Consider the following 21,011-nt stretch of genomic DNA (forward strand, 5'->3'; position numbering starts at 1 on the left):
AAGGGATAACTACATTAGAATAAAGATTAGCTTGCATGGCTAACTTGCTGATGTTATTTTATTTCTTCCAAAATCGACGCTCAGGGTGGCGCCGTGGCCAAAACTAAAGATACCAATATGAAAATTCGTGCCTCGCTCCTGGCAACCGCGCTTGCGTGTATGCCTTTCGCGGCGGATGCGGCAGGGTTGGGAAAGATCACCGTTTATTCCGGTCTGGGGCAGCCCTTGCGCGCCGAAGTGGAGGTCTCCGCCACCAAGGCGGAACTGTCCAACATGACGGCCCGCCTGGCCTCCCAGGATGCCTTTGCCCAGGCCGGCATCGAATACGCTTCCACCCTGCTCGGCATCAGATTTTCCCTGGACCAGAAGGGCGCCCAGCCGGTCATCCGCATCAGTTCGGACAAGCCCATCAACGACCCCTTCGTGGACATGCTGCTGGAGCTGAGCTGGCCCTCCGGTCGCCTGGTGCGCGAATACACCTTCCTCCTCGATCCGCCGGAAATGGCCATCAAGGGCGGTGCCCAGGTGTCCACGGTCGAGGCCAAGCAGCCTCCCCGTCTTGAAACCCGTCCCCTGGCGCCCGTGGAAGAGAAGCCGGCCGCCCGGGCCGTGGAAGAGAAACCTGCCAAGGTGACTGCCAGCCGCAAACCCAAGGTGGCGGCGGAAGAAAAGCCGGTGGCAGAGGCACGGCCCGCCGCCGAGAAAAAGACCGCTGAGCAGCCCGCTGCTGCCGTGGGCAGCGTCGAGGTGAAGAAGGGCGACACCCTGCGCAAGATTGCCGGCGAGACCGTGCACGAGGGCGTCTCCCTGGAGCAGATGCTGGTGGGCCTGTACCGGGCCAACAAGGAGGCTTTTGACGGCGGCAACATGAACCGCCTCAAGGCCGGCAAGATTCTGGCGGTGCCGGACAAGGAGTCCGTCGCTGCTGTCTCCGAGAGCGAGGCGCGCAAGATCGTCTTTGCCCAGTCCTCGGACTGGAATGCCTACCGCCGCAAGCTGGCCGGGGCCGTGGCCCAGGAGGCGCCCAAGGACGACGGCGCCACCCAGGCCGTTGCCGGCCGCGTCACCGCCAAGGTGGAAGACAAGGCCGCGCCGGCCGCTGCACCCAAGGACCAGGTGAAGGTCGCCAAGACCGAAGGTCCGGCCACGGGCAAGGCCGGTGCCGGCAAGGCCAGCGAAGAGGATCTGATTGCCAAGGACAAGGCCCTCAAGGACGCCAACGAACGCATGGCGGCCCTGGAGAAGAACGTCAGCGAACTGCAGAAGCTGCTGGAACTGAAGAACCAGAACCTGGCCGATCTGCAGAAGCAGGCCGCGGCCAAGCCGGCCGCAGCGGCCCCGCTGCCCGCCGCCGCCCCTGCCAAGCCTGCCGAAACGGCGCCGGTGGAACCGCCCAAGCCCGAGGTCAAGCCCGAACCGCCCAAGGTTGAGGAAGCCAAGCCCGCCGAGGCCGCCAAGCCGGAGGACAAACCGGCCGAAGCTGCTGCACCGGAAGCCAAGCCTGAGCCCACGCCGGCACCGAAGCCGCCGGTGGTGGTGCCGCCGCCGGCCCCGGTGGAAGAGCCCAGTCTGGTGGATGAATTGCTGGACAACCTGCCCCTCCTGGGCGGCGGCCTGGTCGCCATCGCCGGCCTCGGCGCCCTGGCCGTGGTCCGTCGCCGTCGCCAGGCTCCCGCCGGCGAGGCCACCCTGCCGCCCACCAGCTCCCTGTCCCAGCCGAGTCTGGGCGCCAATTCCGTGTTCAAGAGCACCGGCGGCCAGAGTGTGGATACCTCCAACACCCCGGCCACCGATTTCAGCCAGGCGGGTCCCGGCACCATCGATACCGACGAAGTCGATCCGGTGGCCGAAGCCGATGTGTACATGGCCTACGGCCGGGATGCCCAGGCCGAGGAAATCCTTCTCGAAGCCATGCAGAAGGATCCCAAGCGCTTCGCCATCCACGTCAAGCTGCTGGAAATCTACGCCAACCGCAAGGCCGTCAAGCAGTTCGAAACCCTGGCCAGCGAGCTTTACGCCCAGACCGGCGGCGTTGGCGCCGAGTGGGAAAAGGCTGCCGCCATGGGCGCCAAGCTGGACCCGGCCAACCCGCTCTACGGCGGCAACCCGGCGCCCGCGGCTGCTGCTGCCGATTTCGATCCCGATGCCACCATGATCGTCGGTGCCGAGCAGCTGAAGGATACGGTGACCATGCCCGGCACCCTGTCCCAGCTGGCTGAAGCCGCTGCCGAAGCGGAGCCCTTGCCGGTGGTGGAAGCGCCCCAGGAAGCGGCGGCCGAGCCGGTGCCCGATCTGGTCAGTCTGGACTTCGACCTGGGTCTCGAGGCTCCTGCCGCGCCCCAGACCGATACCGCTGCCGACGTCGCCGCCGAACCTGAAGCCGCCCTGCCCGGCGCCATGGACTTCGACCTGGATCTGGGCGCGGCCGAGCCCGCCCCGGCCGCCGCTGCCGAGCCCGAAGTGCTGGACTTCCAGCTGCCGGAAGCGGCCCCTGAGGCAGCCCCGGCGGCTCCTGCCGACAACATCATCGACTTCGACCTCGATCTGGGGGCTGGGGCCGAAGAGCCTGTTTCCATCACCGCGGAAGCCCCCGGCGGCGACCTGGACATCCAGCTGGATGACGAGGCCCTGCCGGTGGAAGAGGCGCCCCGCGCCTTCGATCTCTCCAGCATCAATCTGGACCTGGATGCGGCGCCCGCGCCGGCTGCCGAGCCGGCCGTCAGTGCCGCCGACGACACCGTGGTGCTGCCGGAAGTTGCCGACGAAGCCCTCAGCCTGGATGACCTTGCTGCAGCCGCGGCCGAGACCACCCTGACGCCGGCGGCGGATGAAACCGTGGTCATGCCCGAGCTGGCGATGGAGGAGGTGACTGCTGCACCGGCTCCGTCTTTCGACTCCGCCGAAACCGTGGTCAATCCGGAACTGGGCGCCCAGCTGGAGGCTCAGCTGGAAGCCGAGCAGGCCGCCGATGCCGAGGGCGACGATGCCCGCTGGCAGGAGGTGGCGACCAAGCTGGATCTGGCCAAGGCCTATGAAGAAATGGGCGATCTGGAAGGGGCACGGGAACTGCTGCAGGAAGTGCTCGGCGAAGGCAATGCCGAACAGCAGGACGTGGCCCGCACCCTGATGGAGCGCGTCGGCAGCTGAGCGCCGTCCTCGTTCCGCCCCCTCCATGCCGCAGCCCGGGTATCCCGGCTGCGGCATTTGTTTTACAGTGCGGGCTTCGCACCCCCTGGTCCCCTTCTTGAACCGTTCCGCCCCGCCCTTGCCCGCTGCCATGCCGGCGCCGCCCTCCGCCCGTCATCCGGCCGTGCGCCTGCTGCTGTGCCTGCTCCTGGCCCTGGCAGCCCAGGCCCTGCCGGCGCTCCTGGCGGCCGCCCTGGTCCTGCCTTTGCTGCGGGCCGATGGCGTGGCCGGGCGTTGCCGCACCCTGCTGCGGCGCACGCGCTGGCTGCTGCTTTCCCTCTTTCTCGTCTTTGCCCTGGGCACCCCGGGTACGCCCCTTTACGACCATGCCTGGAGCCCGTCCCGGGAAGGGGTGTTCCTCGGTCTGGAGCAGTGCCTGCGCCTGGCGACGGTGCTGCTGGCCGTCTCCTGGCTGTTGCACAGCACCCGGCCGGCGGCCCTGGCCCAGGGCCTGCTGACCCTGTTGCAGCCCCTGCGTTACCTGGGGCTGGCGCCGGAGCGGGGCATCGCCCGCCTGCTGCTGGTGATGCGGCACGTGGATTCCGCCGAAGCCTGGCCCCGGGGCCAGGACTGGCTACGTTTCCTGGAGATGCCGGCCCAGGAGTCGGAAAGCGTCCTGGAGGTGGAACTGCATCCCCTGCCAGGCCCTGACCGCCTGCTTCTCGCCGGCATGGGCCTCGGCATCCTGGTCCTGCTTGCCTCGCCGCTGTGGCTGCCATGAGCGATTCCACTGTTCTTTCCGCCACCACCCCGGGCCGCATCGCCCTGGGCCTGGAGTACGACGGCAATACCTTCCATGGCTGGCAGACCCAGCCCGGCGGCCGCACCGTGCAGGATGCCCTGGAGGCCGCCCTGGGCGCCATCGCCGGGGTGCCGGTGGCCACCACCTGCGCCGGCCGTACCGACACGGGCGTCCATGCCACTTCCCAGGTGGTGCATTTCGACGCGCCCGTGTCCCGGCCCGAATCGGCCTGGGTGCGGGGCGTCAATTCCCATCTGCCCGACGGCGTCGCCGTGCGCTGGGCCCAGGCCGTGCCCGCCGATTTTCATGCCCGCTTCTCCGCCCGGGGCCGGCGCTACCGCTACCTGCTGCTTAACCGCCCAGTGCGTCCCGGTCTTGCCGCCGGCCGGGTGGGCTGGTTCCATCTGCCCCTGGACGTGGCGAAAATGCAGGAGGCAGCCGACCTGCTGCTGGGAGAACACGATTTCTCCACCTTCCGCGCCGCCGAATGCCAGGCCAAGACGCCGGTGAAGGAACTGCGGCAGGCCCGGGTCAGCCGCCAGGGCGAGCTGGTGGTGTTCGACTTCGAGGCCACCGCTTTCCTGCACCACATGATCCGCAACCTGGTGGGTAGCCTGGTCTATGTGGGCAAGGGCAAGCACCAGCCGGCCTGGATCGGCGAACTGCTGGCGGCCCGGGACCGGCGTCTGGCGGCCCCCACCTTCAGTCCCTCCGGCCTCTATTTGGCCGGCGTCAGCTACGAACCCCACTGGGGCCTGCCGGAGACCACGGTGCTGCCTCAAATCTGGAGCCTGGAACCATGACGAGCGCCACCGAAGCCCGTACCAAGACCCGCATCAAAATCTGCGGCCTGACCCGGGAGGCGGACGTGGATGCCGCCGTGGCCGCCGGCGCCGACGCCATCGGCTTCGTCTTCTACCCGCCCAGCCCGCGCTACGTCACGCCCGAACGGGCGGTGGAGCTGGCCCGGCGGCTGCCGCCCTTTGTCGCGGCGGTGGGGCTGTTCGTGAACCCGGAACCGGCCCAGGTGGAGGCCGTGCTGGCCAAAGTGCCCCTGGAAGTCCTGCAATTCCACGGCGACGAGACGGAAAGCCAGTGCCGGCGCTACCTGCGGCCCTACCTCAAGGCGGCCCGCGTAAGGCCCGATCTGGATTTGGTACAATACGCGGCTGCGTACCCTTCGGCCCGGGCCATCCTGCTGGATGCCTTCGTCGATGGTTACGGCGGCGGCGGCAAGACCTTCGACTGGTCCCTCATCCCGGCCGGCCTGGTCAAGAGCATCGTGCTCTCCGGCGGCCTGGACGGGGACAATGTGGCGGAGGCGGTACGGCGGGTGCGCCCGGCGGCGGTGGATGTGTCCTCCGGCGTCGAGGCGGCCAAGGGCATCAAGGATGCCGCCAAGATCCGGGCCTTCATCGCCGCCGTTCGCAGTGCCGACAACGATTGATTTGACGAACTGATTTATGCGCAAGAAACCGGGCGGACATACTCGCACTCACTGGCGCCACCACCTGGCGGACCACACCTGAGAGACGGCGGCTGACTAAGCAGTCCCCGTCCTTCTCAACGTTCGTCTTCTGGAGTCCTACCATGTCCTACAACCTGCCCGACGCCTCCGGCCACTTCGGCCCCTACGGCGGCATCTTCGTCTCCGAAACCCTCATTGCCGCCCTCGAAGAACTGAAGGCGGCCTATGCCCACGCCTGCACCGATCCTGCCTTCCAGGCCGAGTTCGACTACGAGCTGAAGCACTACGTGGGCCGTCCCAGCCCCATCTACCATGCCAAGCGCTGGTCCGAGCTGCTGGGCGGCGCCCAGATCTACCTGAAGCGGGAAGACCTTAACCACACCGGCGCCCACAAGGTGAACAACTGTATCGGCCAGGCCCTGCTGGCCAAGCGCATGGGCAAGCCCCGGGTCATCGCCGAGACCGGCGCCGGCCAGCACGGCGTCGCCACCGCCACCGTGGCCGCCCGCTACGGCTTCGAGTGCGTGGTGTACATGGGCTCCGAGGACGTCAAGCGCCAGGCCGCCAACGTCTATCGCATGAAGCTCCTGGGCGCCACCGTGGTGCCCGTGGAGTCCGGCTCCAAGACCCTCAAGGACGCGCTCAATGAAGCCATGCGCGACTGGGTCACCAACATCGAGAACACCTTCTACATCATCGGCACCGTGGCCGGTCCCCATCCCTATCCCATGATGGTGCGGGACTTCCAGACCGTCATCGGCAAGGAGGCTCTGGTGCAGATGCCGGAGATGGCCGGGCGCCAGCCCGACGCGGTGATCGCCGCCGTCGGTGGCGGTTCCAACGCCATGGGCATCTTCCACCCCTACATTCCCCATGAGAGCGTCAAGCTGATCGGCGTCGAGGCCGCGGGGGAGGGCATGGATACCAACCGCCATTCCGCCAGCCTGCAGAAGGGCCGCCCCGGCGTGCTGCACGGTAACCGCACCTACCTGCTGCAGGACGAGAACGGCCAGATCACCGAGACCCACTCCATCTCCGCCGGCCTCGATTACCCGGGCGTCGGCCCCGAGCACGCCTGGCTGAAGGATTCGGGCCGGGCCGAATACGTGGGCATCTCCGACAGCGAAGCCCTGCAGGCCTTCCATGACCTGTGCCGCTTCGAGGGCATCATTCCCGCCCTGGAGTCCTCCCACGCTCTGGCCTATGCCGCCAAGCTGGCCCCCTCCCTGGCCAAGGACAAGATCCTGCTGGTCAATCTTTCCGGCCGCGGCGACAAGGACATGCACACCGTCGCCGAAAAGTCCGGCATCCAATTCTGAGAGCCCGCCCCATGTCCCGCATCCAACAGACTTTCGACGCGCTCAAGGCCCAGGGCAAGAAGGCCCTGATTCCCTTCATCACTGCCGGCGATCCCCATCCGGCCCTCACCGTCACCTTGCTGCACACCCTGGTGGAAGCCGGCGCCGACGTGATCGAGCTGGGCGTGCCCTTCTCCGATCCCATGGCCGACGGCCCCACCATCCAGCGTGCCTCCGAGCGGGCCCTGGCCAAGGGCGTCAGCCTGCGCCAGGTGCTGGCCATGGTCAGCGAATTCCGTGAGAAGGACGGCGAGACTCCCATCGTCCTCATGGGCTACGCCAACCCGATCGAGGCCATGGGCATGGAAGCCTTCGTCGCCGCCGCCGCCGAGGCCGGTGTGGACGGCGTGCTGGTGGTGGATTACACCCCGGAGGAAAGCGCCGCCTTCTGCGCCGCCATGAACGCCCGGGACCTGGACACCATCTTCCTCCTCGCTCCCACCTCCACCGATGCCCGCATCAATCAGGTGGGCCAGCTGGCCCGGGGTTACGTCTATTACGTTTCCCTCAAGGGGGTGACGGGCAGCGGCGCCCTCAACTTCGACGAAGTGGCCGAACGCATTCCCAAGATCCGCGAAGCCACCGGCCTGCCCGTGGGCGTCGGCTTCGGCATCCGCGATGCGGAAACGGCCAAGCGCATCGCCGGCATGGCCGACGCCGTGGTGGTGGGCAGCCGCATCATCGAGGAAATGGAAAAGTACCCGGATGACGCCGTGGCCCGCGTCAAGGGCCTGGTGGCCGACATCCGCCGCGGTGTGGATGCCGCCAGCAAGTAATTTTTTAGCCACAGAGGGCACAGAGGACACAGAGAGTAAAACCGACAGGACAGTCATGCCGCGAGGGCTTTTGATCAGGCCCTGTCGCGTTGTCCAGGAATTGTTTTAACTCTGTGATCTCTGTGCCCTCTGCGGCCAACCCGAATTTAAAAAAGTACCGGAGAACGCCATGAGCTGGTTGCAGAAACTGCTGCCCCCGAAGATCAAGCGTGAAGGCGCGCCGCGCAAGTCCAACCTGCCGGAAGGCCTGTGGCGCAAGTGCCCGTCCTGCGAGGCGGTGCTCTACGCCACCGACCTGGAAGGCAACCTGCACGTCTGCCCCAAGTGCGGCCACCACAACCGCCTCAATTCCCGGGAACGCCTGGACCTGCTGCTGGACCCGGAAGGCCGTTTCGAGATCGGCGCCGAAGTGCTGCCGGTGGATAGCCTCAAGTTCAAGGACAGCCGCCGTTATCCGGAGCGCCTCAACGACGCCACCGAAGACACCGGCGAGACCGATTCCCTGGTGGTGATGCAGGGCGCCATCAAGACCCTGCCCGTGGTCGTGGCCTGCTTCGAATTCAACTTCATGGGCGGCTCCATGGGCTCCGTGCTGGGCGAGCGCTTCATCCGCGGCGTCCAGGTGGCCCTGGAGCAGAACGTGCCCTTCATCTGCATCACCGCCTCCGGCGGCGCCCGCATGCAGGAAGGCCTGTTCTCCCTGATGCAGATGGCCAAGACCACCGCTTCCCTGACCAAGCTGTCGGAAGCCGGTCTGCCCTTCATTTCCGTGCTCACCGATCCCACCATGGGCGGCGTCTCCGCCTCCTTCGCCTTCCTCGGCGACGTGGTCATTGCCGAGCCCAATGCCCTGATCGGCTTCGCCGGCCCCCGGGTGATCGAGCAGACGGTGCGCGAGAAACTGCCGGAAGGCTTTCAGCGCTCCGAGTTCCTGCTGGAAAAGGGCGCCATCGACCTGATCGTGGACCGCCGCGAAATGCGCGACAAGATCGCCCAGCTGCTGGCCCTGCTGCAGAAGCTGCCTGCGGCTGCCTGAAAATCTTTTTTGCCACAGAGGGCACAGAGAACACAGAGGGTTTCCGCTCCGTGCGTAAGGGCGGAGGAAACTGTGTGGGCCTGTTCCCCGGGAGGCAACAGGGACGCCGTTCTTCAGCCTGCCATGGCCGAAGTCCGCGTCCCTGCCGCCTTCCCGGGTAGGTGCTTTTGACTTTCCTCTGTGATCTCTGTGCCCTCTGTGGCTAGCCTTTCTATGTCATCCCCCACCACCCTGGCCGACTGGCTCACCCATCTCGAATCCCTCCATCCCAAGGGCCAGGCCGGCATCGAGCTGGGCCTGGAGCGGGTGGCCCGGGTCAAGGCGGCCCTGGGGCAGACCGAGTTCTGCCCGGTCGTCACCGTCGGCGGCACCAACGGCAAGGGTTCGGTCTGCGCCTATCTGGAAAACATCCTGGACCGGGCCGGCTGCAAGGTGGGCTCCTACAGTTCCCCCCATCTGCTGCGCTACAACGAGCGGGTGCGCCTCAACGGCCAGCCGGTGGCGGACGAGGCCCTGTGCGCCGCCTTCGCCCGGGTGGAAGCGGCCCGGGGCGATGAGGCCCTGACCTATTTCGAATTCGGCACCCTGGCCGCCTGGGAAGTCTTCGCCGCCGCCGGGGTCGAGGCCATCGTCCTGGAAGTGGGCCTGGGCGGCCGCCTCGACGCGGTGAACATCTACGAGCCGGACGTGGCCGTGGTCACCGGCATCGCCCTGGACCACACCGACTGGCTGGGCCCCACCCGGGAAGACATCGGCCGGGAAAAGGCGGGCATCTTCCGCCCCGGCAAGCCCGCCATCTGCGCCGACGCCAAGCCGCCCCAGTCCCTGCTGGACCACGCCGCCGCCATCGGTGCCGAGCTGAAACTCATCGGCCGCGACTTCGGTTTCGAGAAAAGTGCCGAGGACCGCCTGCAATGGCGCTACTGGCTGCGCCAGGGCGAGGCCCTGCAGCGCCGCGCCCTGGCTTTCCCCGGCTTGCGCGGCACGGCCCAGCTGGCCAATGCCAGCGCCGCCCTGACCGCCCTGGAATACCTCAAGGACCGCCTGCCCGTCTCCATGGGCGCCATCCGCGCCGGCCTCATCGAGACCGAGCTGCCCGGCCGCTTCCAGGTCCTGCCTGGCCAGCCGGCGGTGGTCCTGGACGTGGCCCACAATCCCCAGTCGGCCCAGGTACTGGCCGACAACCTGGGCAACATGGGCTTCTACAACCGCACCCACGCGGTGGTGGGCATGCTCGGCGACAAGGACATCTCCACCACCCTGGCCGCCCTCAAGGGCAAGGTGGATACCTGGCTGCTGGCCGACCTGGCGGTGCCCCGGGGTGCCTCTGCGGTGCAGCTGGCGGAGGCCGTGGCCGGCCTTGGCGGCGAGGTGCACTGCCACGATTCCCCCTACGCCGCATGGCAGGCAGCCCTGAAGCAGGCTGCCGAGAATGATAGAATCCTGGTTTTCGGATCCTTCCATACGGTGGCCGGTGTGCTGCCCCATGTGGGCCAGCGACATCGCCAACCGGGTCAAACCCCCAGCTAAAGGTGCTTCGGGCATGCAAGTGACGGACAGTGACGCACAACTGCAACTGAAAAAACGTGCCCGGCGCCGCCTGGTGGGGGCCGTGGCCTTCGTCACGTTCGCCGCCATCGTGCTGCCCATGGTCATGGACCAGGCACCGCCGCCGCCCACCCCCGACGTGCAGATCCGCATCCCCGGCCAGGACCAGACCGCCTTCAATCCCCAGGCCCTGACGCCGCCGGCGCCGGCCAAACCCGCCGCCCCGGCCAGAACCGAACTGGCACCGCCCCCCGTGGTCGCCGTAGCCCCAGCCGCCGAGGCCCCTGCCAAGCTGGCAGAAAAGCCCCCCGTCGTCACGCCCGCCCCGGTGGAAAAGCCTGCCGCCAAGCCCGTGGACAGGACTGCGGAAAAGCAGGCGGCGGAGAAGGCAGCCGCCGACAAGGCCGCCGCTGCCGAGAAGGCCAAGGCCGAGGCCGAAGCCAAGCGCGCCGCCGCCCTGCTCGGTGCCGGCAAGCCCGAAGCCGCCAAGCCGGCGGCCGCGGCCGGCCAGCACGTCATCCTCATCGGTGCCTTTGCCAACCCCGGCAACGTCAAGGTGCTGCAGACCAAGCTCAACGAAATCGGCGTCAAGTCCTACACCGAGAACCTGGATTCCCCCCAGGGCGCCAAGACCCGCGTGCGGGCCGGCCCCTTCCCGAGCAAGGAAGCGGCGGAAAAGGCCCTGGATAAAATGAAGAAAATCGGTGTCAACGGCATCGTCTCCGCGAAATAAGCACGACCGGCAATGACCGCACTGGACTTTGCCATCATCGGCATCATCCTGGCCTCCCTGCTGCTGGGCGCCTGGCGCGGCGTGGTGGGCGAGATCATCGCCCTGGTGGCCTGGATCCTCGGCTTCCTCGCTGCCCGGGCCTTCGGTCCGGAAGCCGCCCAGGTGTTCCTCTCCGGCCTCATCGCCGATCCGGTGTGGCGCCTGGTGGCCGGCTACATCCTGGTCTTCGTCGGCGTCCTGCTGCTGCTGGCCCTGCTGCGGCTGGCGGTGCGGGGCCTGATCCGGGCCCTCGGCCTGGGCCTGGCGGACCGGCTCCTGGGCGTGGTCTTCGGCGTGGCCCGGGGCGCCCTGATCGTGTTGTTGCTGTTTGCCGCCGGGGGCATGACTTCCCTGCCCAAGGCGAGCTGGTGGGCCCAGGCCCAGTTGGCGCCGCCCTTCGAGACGGCGGTGCTGCTGGCCAGGCCCTGGCTGCCCGACGAGGTGGCGAAAAGGATCAAGTACCGGTAGCCTCCGGCTTCCGGCCCAAGTTTTGTAACAGACAGGTGGTGTTCTATGTGCGGTATTCTCGGGGTCGTCGCGACCACGCCGGTTAACCAGCTCCTTTACGATGGCCTCATGGTGCTCCAGCACCGGGGCCAGGACGCCGCGGGCATCGCCACGGCGGAAGGCAATACCTTCCACATGCACAAGGGGCCGGGGCTGGTGCGGGACGTGTTCCGTACCCGCAACATGCGGGCCCTCCCGGGCAACTGGGGTATCGGCCATTGCCGTTATCCCACGGCAGGTTCCGCCTGGAACTTCGCCGAGGCCCAACCCTTCTACGTCAATTCCCCCTTCGGCCTGACCCTGGCCCACAACGGCAACCTGACCAATGCCGAAGTGCTGAAGGAGGAAATGTTCGTGCAGGACCTGCGCCACGTGAACACCAACTCGGATTCCGAGGTGCTGCTCAACGTCCTGGCCCATGAACTGCAGGCTGCCGCCAAGGGCGCCCGCCTCGATCCGGACATCATCTTCCGCGCCGTCGCCGGCGTGCATCGCCGGGTCCGCGGCGCCTACGCCGTGGTGGCCATGATCGCCGGCTACGGCCTGCTGGCCTTCCGCGATCCCTTCGGCATCCGTCCCCTGGTGATGGGCCGCAATCCGGTGGAAGAGGGCTACGAATACCTGATCTCCTCCGAGTCCGTGACCCTGGATACCCTGGGCTTCGAGGTGATGCGCGACATCGCCCCGGGCGAGGCCGTCTTCATCGACCTGCAGCGCAACCTCTCCAGCCGCCAGTGTGCCGACAAGCCGGTGTACGCCCCCTGCATCTTCGAGTACGTCTATCTGGCCCGCCCCGACTCCCTCATGGACGGTGTCTCCGTCTATGAAACCCGTCTGCGCATGGGCGAGTTCCTGGCCGAGAAGGTCAAGCAGGTGCTCAACCCGGCCGACATCGACGTGGTCATTCCCATTCCCGACTCCTCCCGGCCCTCCGCCATGCAGCTGGCCCAGGCCCTCAACATTCCCTACCGGGAAGGTTTCGTGAAGAACCGCTACATCGGCCGCACCTTCATCATGCCGGGCCAATCCACCCGCAAGAAGAGCGTGCGCCAGAAGCTCAATACCGTTTCCCACGAGTTCAAGGGCAAGCGGGTGCTGCTGGTGGACGACTCCATCGTGCGCGGCACCACCAGCCGGGAAATTGTGGAGATGGCCCGGGCCGCCGGCGCCCTCAAGGTGTACTTCGCCTCCGCCGCGCCGCCCGTGCGCTACCCCAATGTGTACGGCATCGACATGCCGACCCGGGGCGAACTCATCGCCACCGGCCGCACCGATGACGAGATCGCCAAGGAAATCGGTGCCGACGCCCTGGTGTACCAGGAGCTGGACGCCCTCAAGGCCGCCGTGCGCGCCCTCAATCCGGAGCTGACCTGTTTCGACACCTCCTGTTTCGACGGCACCTACGTCACCGGCGACATCACGCCGGCCTACCTGGACAAGGTGGAGAACGGCCGCGGCGGCAAGGGCAAGTCCAGCAACGAGGATGACAGCAATGCCACCCAGCAGCTGGATCTGAACCTGATGGGCAACAACGCCGAACACTGAGCGCCCACCGGAGCAGAGAAAAAACCACCAGGCCCGTTCCGGATTTCCCGAACGGGCTTGGTCATTAAGGAACCCCCATGAGCATCGACAGCAACAACGACTGGCAGCTGGAAACCCTGGCGGTGCGCGCCGGCCAGGAGCGCAGCCAGTTCAACGAGCATTCCGAGGCGCTGTACCTGACCTCCAGCTTCGTCTTCGAGAACGCGGCCCAGGCCGCCGCCCGCTTCTCCGGCGAGGAGGAGGGCAATGTCTATTCCCGCTTCTCCAACCCCACTCTGAGCCTGTTCCAGGACCGCCTGGCCGCCCTGGAAGGGGCCGAGAGCGCCATCTGCACCGCCAGCGGCATGTCCGCCATCATGTCCCTGGTCATGGCCCATCTGAAGGCCGGCGACCACGTGGTGGCCTCCGCCGGCCTCTTCGGCGCCACCATCCAGCTCTTCAACAACATCCTGGCCCGCTTCGGCATCAGCACCACCTACGCCAGCCAGACCCGGCCGGAAGAGTGGGCCGCCGCCATCCGTCCCGAAACCAAGCTGTTCTTCCTGGAGACGCCCTCCAACCCCCTGACGGAAGTGGCCGACATTGCCGCCCTGGCCGAGATCGCCCACGCCAAGGGCATCCTGGTGGCGGTGGACAACTGCTTCTGCACCCCCGCCCTGCAACGGCCCCTGGAACTGGGCGCCGATCTGGTGGTGCATTCGGCCACCAAGTACCTGGACGGCCAGGGCCGGGTCCTGGGGGGCGCCGTGGTGGGCTCGAAGAAACTCACCGAAGAGGTCTTCAAGTTCCTGCGCACCGCCGGGCCGACCCTCTCCGCCTTCAACGCCTGGGTCCTGGCCAAGGGCCTGGAAACCCTGAAGATCCGCATGGCCGCCCAGTCCGCCAATGCCCTGGAGCTGGCCACCTGGCTCGAAGCCCACCCCAAGGTGGCCCGGGTCTTCTACCCCGGCCTGGCCTCCCATCCCCAACACACCCTGGCCATGCGCCAGCAGAAGAGCGGCGGCGCCATCGTCTCCTTCGAGGTCAAGGGCGGCAAGCCGGAGGCCTGGAAGGTGGTGGACAACTGCCGCCTGCTCTCCATCACCGCCAACCTGGGCGACGTGAAGACCACCATCACCCACCCGGCCACCACCACCCACGGCCGCATCAGCGCCGAGGCCCGGGCCACCGCCGGCATCGGCGACGGCCTGCTGCGCATCGCCGTCGGCCTGGAAGCGGTGCAGGACCTGCAGGCCGATCTGGAGCGGGGCCTGGCCCAGCTCTGAGGCCGTCGGGACGGCCTTGCCGGCCGTTCGCCGCCGATGAAAAAAGCCCCCGCTTGCCGGGGGCTTTTTCTTTGGCAACCACGCATTGGATTTGCCATCCCGGAAAGAGCAAAGCGCCCTCCCCAAAGGGAATGGGTTCGCGCTGCTGGAGACCGAAACGGCATCGCCCCAGGAGGTAATGGGGACGGGCATGTCAGCCGTGCCATGCCGGAGAAGGCCGTCGTTATTGCCTCTCAGCCATGGTGGCTTTTACCCCCGAAACAGGCGCGGACTACCGGCAAATGCCCGGGGCAAGTTAAGCATGTAAATCCTTTTTCTTTGGTAATGGCGGGGACCGACCTAGTGGTGGTGATGGCCCCGGGGCGGCGGGCCGCCGTGCCAGTCCCCCGGCCCCGGGCCGTAGCCGGGTCCCGGATGGTGGTGGTGGCGCGGCTGCCAGGCGCCCTCGTTGAAATGCCAGTGTTGGTGGCGCTGTTCCCAGCGGCCCGGCACGTAAATGTAGCCCGGGCGCTGGCGCAGCCAGCGGCCTTCCAGCCAGACGTAGTTGTAGCCGTCCCAGGCCCAGTAGCCCGGGGCCCACAGATAGCCGCCCCGGGGCGGCGGCATCACTTCGTAGCGGGGCGGCGGGGGCGGGCTGCCGATCTCGATGCCGATTGCCAGGCCGGCGGGCATGGCCCGCACCGACCATTGATCGGCCCGGGCCGGCACTGTTGCCAGCAGGGTGGCGGCCAGGGCCAGCAGCAGGCGGGCGAGGCGGGGAGGGATGAAACGGGGGGTAGGCATGGCAGTCTCCGCAGCGGGAGACAGGAGGTCTCCCTTGGCGGAAATAACGCCGGGCCCCGGCGCCCCGTTGAGCCCGGACACAATTTGTTGCCATTGGGCCGGCGGCAGGCGCCGGCCTCGCCTTAGCCCGACGGCCTGTCCGCCATGCCGGGCTGGAGATCGAGAGCTGCTGCGCTCTTCAGCCCTGTTCCAGGCGGCCGCCGCCGAGGGCCTTGTAGAGGCCGATGGCGTTGCGGATGTCGTCCCGCCGCAGCTCCAGCAGGCCCAGTTGGGAGGCATAGGCCTGGCGCTGGGCGTCGAGCAGTTCCAGGCGGCTGTCCAGGCCGGCCCGGTAGCGCAGGGTGGACAGCTCCCGGCGCCGCTCGGCGCTGGCCACGGCCCGCTCCTGGGCCTGGATCTGGCGGCCGAAGGTGGCGCTGCCGGCGAGGCCGTCGCGCACTTCGCGGAAGGCGGTCTGGATGGCCTTCTCGTACTCGACCACGGCGGCCGAGCGGCGCAGTTCGGCCAGCCGCAGTTCGGCCCGCAGGCGCCCGCCCTGGAAGATGGGCTGGCTGATCTGGGGAGTGAAGGCCCAGGTCTGGTGGGCGCCGGCAAAGAGGCTGCCGAAGGAGGGGCTGATGGCGCCCACGGACAAGGTCAGCAGCAGGCGCGGGAAGAAGGCGGCGCGGGCGGCGCCGATGTCCGCGTTGGCGGCGATGAGGGCCTGTTCCGCCTGCTGGATGTCGGGCCGGTGGGTCAGCAGGTCCGACGGCAGTCCCGGCGGCAGCTGGGTCAGCACCGGCTGTTGGGCCAGGGGCGTGGGCGGCGGCAGGTCCGCCGGCGGCTCCGTGCCGAGCAGCAGGGCCAGGCCGTTGCGGGCCTGGGCCAGGGCCCGCTGGCGGCTTTCCAGATCGGCTTCGGCGGTGGCGACCTGGCCTTCGGCCTGGGCGATGTCCAGGCCGCTGCTCTGCTGGGCCAGCTTCAGCTTGCGCGCCAGGTCCAGGGACTGGCGCCAGTCCGCCAGGGTCAGTTCGGTCAGGCGCAGTTGTTCTTCCGCCAGGCGCTCGGCGAAATAGGCCTCGGCCACGGCGCCGATGAGACTGAGGCGGGCTGCCCGCAGGCCGTGCTCGCTGGCCAGGTAGCGGGCGAAGGCGGCTTCCGAGAGGGAGCTGACGCGGCCGAACAGGTCCACCTCGAAGGCGCTGACGCCCAGGCTGGCGGAACGGGTCTCCTGGATGGCGGTGCTGTTGCCGCCGTCGCTGGAGCTGCGCTGGCGCGAGCCTTCCAGCCCGGCATCGACGCCGGGGACCCGGTAGCTGCGCTGGATGTCGTACTGGGCCTGCACCTGGGAGACGTTGAGCACGGCCAGGCGCAGGTCCCGGTTGTGTTCCAGGGCCACTTCGATCAGGCGCTGCAGGCGCGGGTCGCCGAACATGCGGCGCCAGCCGATGGCGGCGGCGGAAGCGTCCGCCGATTTTGCCGCCGCCTCGCCCGCCGGGGCGGTGCCGTAGGTGTCGGGTACGGGCAGGGCCGGCTTTGGCAGCGCCGGCGCCAGGGAACAGCCGCCGAGGGCCAGGAGGAGGGAAAGGCTGAGGGGAGATAAACGCATGGTCAATCCTTGTTCCAGCGCTGGCGCAGGCGTTGCAGGGTGGCGGAGGCGGCCAGCCGCTCGCTGAGGCTGAGGACGAAGACGAAATACACCGGCACCAGGAACACGGCCAGCACGGTGGCGGTGATCATGCCGCCGAAGACGCCGGTGCCGATGGCGTGCTGGGTCTCGGCGCTGGCGCCGCTGGCCAGCATCAGGGGCACCACGCCCAGGGCGAAGGCCAGGGAGGTCATGAGGATGGGCCGCAGGCGCAGGCGGGCGGCCGCGGCGGCGGCCTCGATCAGGCCCATGCCCTGCTCGTGCAGCTGCTTGGCGAATTCGATGATGAGGATGGCGTTCTTGGCCGAGAGGCCGATCACCGTGATCATGCCCACCTTGAAGAAGACGTCGTTGGGCATGCCCCGGGCGTACACCGCGAAGACGGCGCCGATCAGGCCCAGGGGCACCACCAGCATCACCGCCAGGGGAATGGTCCAGCTCTCGTATAGGGCCGCCAGCACCAGGAACACCACCAGCATGGAGAGGGCCATCAGCAGCGGCGCCTGGGCCGCCGACTGGCGCTCCTGCAGGGACTGGCCGGTCCACTCCACGGCGAAGCCGGGCGGCAGCTTCGCCGCCAGGCGCTCCATCTCGGCCATGGCCTCGCCGCTGGAGGCGCCCGGGGCGGCGCTGCCGGCAATGCGCACGGCCGGATAGCCCAGGTAGCGCACCAGCTGCAGCGGCGCATCGCTCCACTGGGGCGTCACCACCTCGCTCAGGGCCACCATGCCGCCGGCGTTGTTGCGCACGTGCAGGCGCAGGATGTCCTCCACCTGCATGCGGGAACGGGCCTCGGCCTGGATGATGACCTGCTGCATGCGTCCCGCATTGGGGAAGTCATTGACGTAGAGGGAGCCCATGGCGGTGGACAGGGTGTCGCTGATGTTGGCGAAGGAGACGCCCAGGGCCTCGGCCTTCTGCCGGTCGATGTCGAGGCGGACGCTGCTGCCCGGCGGCAGCCCTTCCGGATAGACGCCGGTCACCAGCTTGCTTTCCGCGGCCATGGCCAGCAGCTGCTGCTGGGCTGCCATGAGGGCGGCGTAGCCCTGGTTGGCCCGGTCCTGCAGGCGCATGGAAAAGCCGGACGAGGTGCCCAGCTCCTCGATGGCCGGCGGCATCAGGTTGATGACCATGCCTTCCCGGGCCACGCCCATGGCTTCCTGGGCGGCCATCACCTCGGCGGGGGCGGTGGCGCCCTGGCGTTCGTGCCATTCCTTGAGGGTGGTGAAGATGATGGCGGCGTTGGGGCCGGAGCCGGAGAAACCCCAGCCGAGCACGGCCTGCACCGCCTCGATGCCGGGACGGCCGACGGCATGGGCCTCGAAGGCCTTGACCACGTCCAGGGTGCGCTCCGTGGTGGCATCGGAGGGCAGCTGGATGGAGGTGATGAAGTAGCCCTGGTCCTCCTCCGGCAGGAAGGCCGACGGCAGCTGCCAGAAGCCCAGGGCCAGCACCCCGGTGATGGCCAGGAATACGGCCATGGCCCGGCCGCTGCGCCGCACCATGGCGACCACCCGGGTTTCGTAGCGGCCGGTCATGCGCTCGAACATGCGGTTGAACCAGCCGAAGAAGCCGCCCTTCTCGTGGTGGGCGCCGTCCACCGGCTTGAGCAGGGTGGCGCAGAGGGCCGGCGTCAGGGTCAGGGCGAGGAAGGCGGAGAAGAGGATGGAAACCGCCATGGAAAGGGTGAACTGGCGGTAGATGACGCCGACGGAGCCGCCGGCCAGGGCCATGGGAATGAACACGGCGATCAGCACCAGGGTGATGCCCACCACGGCACCGGAGATTTCCTTCATGGCCTTGAGGGTCGCCTCCCTGGGCGACAGTCCCTCGCTGGCCATGAGGCGCTCCACGTTCTCCACCACCACGATGGCGTCGTCCACGATGATGCCGATGGCCAGCACCATGCCGAACATGGTCAGCACATTGACCGAGAAGCCGGTGGCCAGCATCACGGTGAAAGTGCCGAGCAGGGCGATGGGGGCGACGATGGCGGGAATGAAGGTGTAGCGCACGTTCTGCAGGAACAGGTACATCACCAGGAACACCAGCAGCATGGCTTCGAGCAGGGTCTGGGCCACCTTCTCGATGGAAATTTGCACGAAGGGCGCCGTGTCGAAGGGCACCGAATAGCTCATGCCCGGCGGCATGGTCTTGGCCAGCTCGGCCAGGCGCGCCTTGACCGCGGCCGAGGTGCGCACCGCATTGGCGCCGGGGGACATCTGCACCCCCAGGGCGGCGGCGAGCTTGCCGTTCTCCCGGTTCGACTCGCCGTAGCTCTGGGCGCCCAGGGCGACCCGGGCGACGTCGCCCAGCACCACCTTGGAACCGTCCGGATTGGCCCGCAGGACGATGGCGGCGAACTGCTCCGGTGTCGTCAGCTGGCCCTGCACCGAGACCGGAAAGGTGACCCGCTGGCCTTCCACCGTGGGGGCGCCACCGACCCGGCCCGGGGCGATCTGGGTGTTCTGCTGCGTCACCGCTTCGCTGAGGTCGCTCATGGACAGCTTGTAGGCGACCAGCTTGGCGGGATCCACCCAGATGCGCATGGCGGCTTCGGAGCCGAACAGCTGCACCCGGCCGACCCCGTCCACCCGCCGCAGTTCCTCCACCATGTTGCGCGCCATGTAGTCGTTGAGGGCCACTTCACTGTGGCGGCCGTCGTCGGACTTGAGGCTGATGAACATGAGGAAGGAGGAGGCCGCCGATTCGAACTTGAGGCCGTTCTGCCGCACCACGGCCGGCAGGCGCGGCTCCACCGTCTTGATGCGGTTCTGCACGTCCACCTGGGCCAGCTCCGGGTTGGTGCCCGGCTTGAAGGTGGCGGTGATCTGGGCGAAACCGGAGGTGTCGGTGGAGGACTCGAAGTAGAGCAGGTTCTTGACGCTGGAAAGCTCCCGCTCGATCAGCCCCACCACCGCGTCGTTCATGGTCTGTGGCGTGGCGCCGGGATACACGGCATAGATGCTGACCATGGGCGGCGCCACCGTGGGATAGCGGGCGATGGGCAGCTGGGGAATGGCGATGAGGCCCAGCAGGATGATGAAGAGGGCGATCACCCAGGCGAAGATGGGGCGCCGGACGAAGAAGGCAGGCAGTCTCATGGCGCCACCGTCTTGCCGTCAGCGGCCAGGGCCCAGGGCTGGGCCGAGACGGGCATGCCCGGCTGCAGCCGGTCCTGGCCTTCGACGATGACCCGCTCGCCTGCGGCGAGGCCGCTGCGCACCAGGTACTGGCGTTCCACCAGCTTGCCCAGTTCCACGTTCTTGACCCCGGCCTGGCCGCCCTGGCCCACCACCCAGACCCGGGCCTGGCCGGTGGAGGAGCGGGACACGGCCTGCTGCGGCACCAGCAGCCCCTGGATGTCGCCGCCCTGGGGCACCCGGGCCCGCACGAACATGCCCGGCAGCAGGTGCCGCTCCGGATTGTTCACCCGGATGCGGATGACCACGTCGCCGGTGCCCGCATCCACATTGATGCCGGAAAAGAGGATGTGGCCGGAGACCGGATAGGGATTGCCCTGGGCGTCGAGGATTTTCACGTTGCCGTCCTTGCCGCCGTCGCTGCTGGCGCTCTGGCCGGCGGACTTGCGGATGGCTTCCAGCATGGAGGCCGGCTGCCGCACATCCACATAGACCTGGTCGATCTGCTGCACCCGGGCCATGGGATTGGCGTCGCTCTGGCCCACCAGGGCGCCCTCGGTCACCAGCTCCTCGCCGATGCGGCCGGCGATGGGGGAACGGATGGTGGCGAAGTCCAGGTCCAGTTGCCGGCGCGCCAGGGCGGCCTTGGCCTGGGCCACGTCGGCCGAGCTCTGGTTGTACTGGGAGAGGGCGTCGTCGAAGAGCTGCTGGCTCACCGCATCCGCATCCACCAGGGGCTTTAAGCGGTCCACCTGCAGCTTGGCCCGCTCCATGGCGGCGACGGCCCGCTTCAGGGCCGAGGCGGCACTGTCCACCTCGGCCTTGAACGGTGCCGGGTTGATCTGGAACAGGGGCTGGCCGGCCTGCACTTCGGCGCCCTGCTCGAACAGCCGGCGCAGCACGATGCCGCCGACCTGGGGCCGGATTTCCGCCGTGCGCAGGGCGCTGACCCGGCCGGGCAACTCGTCTTCGAGATGGACCGGGCGCGTTTCGACGACGATGGTGGATACAATGGGCGGCGGCATTTCCTGGGGTGCCTCCCCGCCGCCGCAGGCGGCCAGGGTGAGGGCGAACAGGGAAACAAGGAACGGCCGCAGTTGCGGTAAGCTTTTTTTCATGGCTTGGGGCTGGGTCCTGCCGAGGGCAGGGACGGCATAGTGATGACCGGGCCAGTGTAGGCGGATGAAATTGACTATCCGTGGCGGAAATGTGGAGAAATGATGGAGAAGCGCCCAGGAAGGAAAGGGACATTGCC

16 protein-coding genes are annotated in these 21,011 nt (G+C 68.0%); 12 read left to right on the forward strand and 4 right to left on the reverse strand.

Translation table 11 applies throughout. The features are described 5' to 3' along the window. Positions 1 to 186: 186 nt before the first annotated feature. The 12 genes from AC1RTA_RS03005 to AC1RTA_RS03060 all read left to right on the forward strand — a co-directional run bounded on the left by AC1RTA_RS03005 (position 187) and on the right by AC1RTA_RS03060 (position 14,203). Positions 187 to 3,147: a motility hub landmark protein FimV gene (locus AC1RTA_RS03005; protein WP_492783913.1), complete on the forward strand. Its 2,961-nt coding sequence runs from the start codon at positions 187 to 189 to the stop codon at positions 3,145 to 3,147. A gap of 97 nt (positions 3,148 to 3,244) precedes the next feature. After that, on the forward strand, positions 3,245 to 3,907 hold the full coding sequence (locus AC1RTA_RS03010; RefSeq protein ID WP_492783914.1) for a CbiQ family ECF transporter T component: 663 nt from the start codon (positions 3,245 to 3,247) through the stop codon (positions 3,905 to 3,907). Beyond that, entirely contained in the window at positions 3,904 to 4,731 is an 828-nt protein-coding gene (truA, locus tag AC1RTA_RS03015) for a tRNA pseudouridine(38-40) synthase TruA (RefSeq protein WP_492783915.1), read from the forward strand. Before AC1RTA_RS03010 ends, truA begins: the two co-directional genes overlap by 4 nt. Continuing rightward, positions 4,728 to 5,375 (forward strand): phosphoribosylanthranilate isomerase, encoded by a 648-nt coding sequence (locus AC1RTA_RS03020; RefSeq protein WP_492783916.1) that lies wholly within the window; start codon positions 4,728 to 4,730, stop codon positions 5,373 to 5,375. Before truA ends, AC1RTA_RS03020 begins: the two co-directional genes overlap by 4 nt. A gap of 143 nt (positions 5,376 to 5,518) precedes the next feature. Then, positions 5,519 to 6,715 (forward strand): tryptophan synthase subunit beta, encoded by a 1,197-nt coding sequence (gene trpB, locus AC1RTA_RS03025; protein WP_014238204.1) that lies wholly within the window; start codon positions 5,519 to 5,521, stop codon positions 6,713 to 6,715. Positions 6,716 to 6,726: 11 nt separating this feature from the next. Beyond that, a complete protein-coding gene (trpA, locus tag AC1RTA_RS03030; protein ID WP_130458838.1) occupies positions 6,727 to 7,530 on the forward strand; it encodes a tryptophan synthase subunit alpha in 804 nt (267 codons plus the stop codon). A gap of 169 nt (positions 7,531 to 7,699) precedes the next feature. Beyond that, complete coding sequence (gene accD / locus AC1RTA_RS03035) at positions 7,700 to 8,566, forward strand: acetyl-CoA carboxylase, carboxyltransferase subunit beta (protein WP_014238202.1); 867 nt, start codon at positions 7,700 to 7,702, stop codon at positions 8,564 to 8,566. Between the two features lie 213 nt (positions 8,567 to 8,779). Beyond that, the gene (folC, locus tag AC1RTA_RS03040) at positions 8,780 to 10,096 is read left to right on the forward strand and encodes a bifunctional tetrahydrofolate synthase/dihydrofolate synthase (RefSeq protein ID WP_492783917.1); all 1,317 of its coding nucleotides are present in this window, start codon (positions 8,780 to 8,782) and stop codon (positions 10,094 to 10,096) included. Between the two features lie 13 nt (positions 10,097 to 10,109). Then, positions 10,110 to 10,847, forward strand: a complete 738-nt coding sequence (locus AC1RTA_RS03045) for an SPOR domain-containing protein (RefSeq protein ID WP_492783918.1) — start codon at positions 10,110 to 10,112, stop codon at positions 10,845 to 10,847. A gap of 12 nt (positions 10,848 to 10,859) precedes the next feature. After that, a complete protein-coding gene (locus AC1RTA_RS03050; RefSeq protein WP_014238199.1) occupies positions 10,860 to 11,354 on the forward strand; it encodes a CvpA family protein in 495 nt (164 codons plus the stop codon). Positions 11,355 to 11,399: 45 nt separating this feature from the next. Continuing rightward, entirely contained in the window at positions 11,400 to 12,938 is a 1,539-nt protein-coding gene (gene purF, locus AC1RTA_RS03055) for an amidophosphoribosyltransferase (RefSeq protein WP_014238198.1), read from the forward strand. A gap of 77 nt (positions 12,939 to 13,015) precedes the next feature. Continuing rightward, positions 13,016 to 14,203, forward strand: coding sequence for an O-succinylhomoserine sulfhydrylase (locus AC1RTA_RS03060; RefSeq protein ID WP_492783919.1), 1,188 nt, complete (start codon positions 13,016 to 13,018; stop codon positions 14,201 to 14,203). A gap of 339 nt (positions 14,204 to 14,542) precedes the next feature. Here AC1RTA_RS03060 and AC1RTA_RS03065 read toward each other — a convergent pair whose 3' ends face one another. From AC1RTA_RS03065 to AC1RTA_RS03080, 4 genes are all read right to left on the reverse strand, one after another. Beyond that, complete coding sequence (locus AC1RTA_RS03065) at positions 14,543 to 14,986, reverse strand: hypothetical protein (protein WP_492783920.1); 444 nt, start codon at positions 14,984 to 14,986, stop codon at positions 14,543 to 14,545. A 178-nt stretch (positions 14,987 to 15,164) separates the two neighbouring features. Further along, on the reverse strand, positions 15,165 to 16,574 hold the full coding sequence (locus tag AC1RTA_RS03070; RefSeq protein ID WP_492783921.1) for an efflux transporter outer membrane subunit: 1,410 nt from the start codon (positions 16,572 to 16,574) through the stop codon (positions 15,165 to 15,167). Between the two features lie 2 nt (positions 16,575 to 16,576). Then, positions 16,577 to 19,717, reverse strand: coding sequence for a multidrug efflux RND transporter permease subunit (locus AC1RTA_RS03075; RefSeq protein WP_492783922.1), 3,141 nt, complete (start codon positions 19,715 to 19,717; stop codon positions 16,577 to 16,579). After that, the gene (locus AC1RTA_RS03080) at positions 19,714 to 20,874 is read right to left on the reverse strand and encodes an efflux RND transporter periplasmic adaptor subunit (protein ID WP_492783923.1); all 1,161 of its coding nucleotides are present in this window, start codon (positions 20,872 to 20,874) and stop codon (positions 19,714 to 19,716) included. The genes AC1RTA_RS03075 and AC1RTA_RS03080 overlap by 4 nt, the downstream gene beginning before the upstream one ends. Positions 20,875 to 21,011 lie beyond the last annotated feature (137 nt).

This window comes from Azospira sp. MPR-E4 (genome assembly GCF_058809645.1).

Excerpts from the sequence above, each read along its gene's own strand:
- truA (WP_492783915.1), top strand. The coding sequence starts at position 3,904 with ATGAGCGATTCCACTGTTCTTTCCGCCACCACCCCGGGCCGCATCGCC.
- AC1RTA_RS03020 (WP_492783916.1), top strand. The coding sequence starts at position 4,728 with ATGACGAGCGCCACCGAAGCCCGTACCAAGACCCGCATCAAAATCTGC.
- trpB (WP_014238204.1), top strand. The coding sequence starts at position 5,519 with ATGTCCTACAACCTGCCCGACGCCTCCGGCCACTTCGGCCCCTACGGC.
- trpA (WP_130458838.1), top strand. The coding sequence starts at position 6,727 with ATGTCCCGCATCCAACAGACTTTCGACGCGCTCAAGGCCCAGGGCAAG.
- accD (WP_014238202.1), top strand. The coding sequence starts at position 7,700 with ATGAGCTGGTTGCAGAAACTGCTGCCCCCGAAGATCAAGCGTGAAGGC.
- folC (WP_492783917.1), top strand. The coding sequence starts at position 8,780 with ATGTCATCCCCCACCACCCTGGCCGACTGGCTCACCCATCTCGAATCC.
- AC1RTA_RS03045 (WP_492783918.1), top strand. The coding sequence starts at position 10,110 with ATGCAAGTGACGGACAGTGACGCACAACTGCAACTGAAAAAACGTGCC.
- AC1RTA_RS03050 (WP_014238199.1), top strand. The coding sequence starts at position 10,860 with ATGACCGCACTGGACTTTGCCATCATCGGCATCATCCTGGCCTCCCTG.
- purF (WP_014238198.1), top strand. The coding sequence starts at position 11,400 with ATGTGCGGTATTCTCGGGGTCGTCGCGACCACGCCGGTTAACCAGCTC.
- AC1RTA_RS03060 (WP_492783919.1), top strand. The coding sequence starts at position 13,016 with ATGAGCATCGACAGCAACAACGACTGGCAGCTGGAAACCCTGGCGGTG.
- AC1RTA_RS03065 (WP_492783920.1), bottom strand. The coding sequence starts at position 14,986 with ATGCCTACCCCCCGTTTCATCCCTCCCCGCCTCGCCCGCCTGCTGCTG.
- AC1RTA_RS03070 (WP_492783921.1), bottom strand. The coding sequence starts at position 16,574 with ATGCGTTTATCTCCCCTCAGCCTTTCCCTCCTCCTGGCCCTCGGCGGC.
- AC1RTA_RS03075 (WP_492783922.1), bottom strand. The coding sequence starts at position 19,717 with ATGAGACTGCCTGCCTTCTTCGTCCGGCGCCCCATCTTCGCCTGGGTG.
- AC1RTA_RS03080 (WP_492783923.1), bottom strand. The coding sequence starts at position 20,874 with ATGAAAAAAAGCTTACCGCAACTGCGGCCGTTCCTTGTTTCCCTGTTC.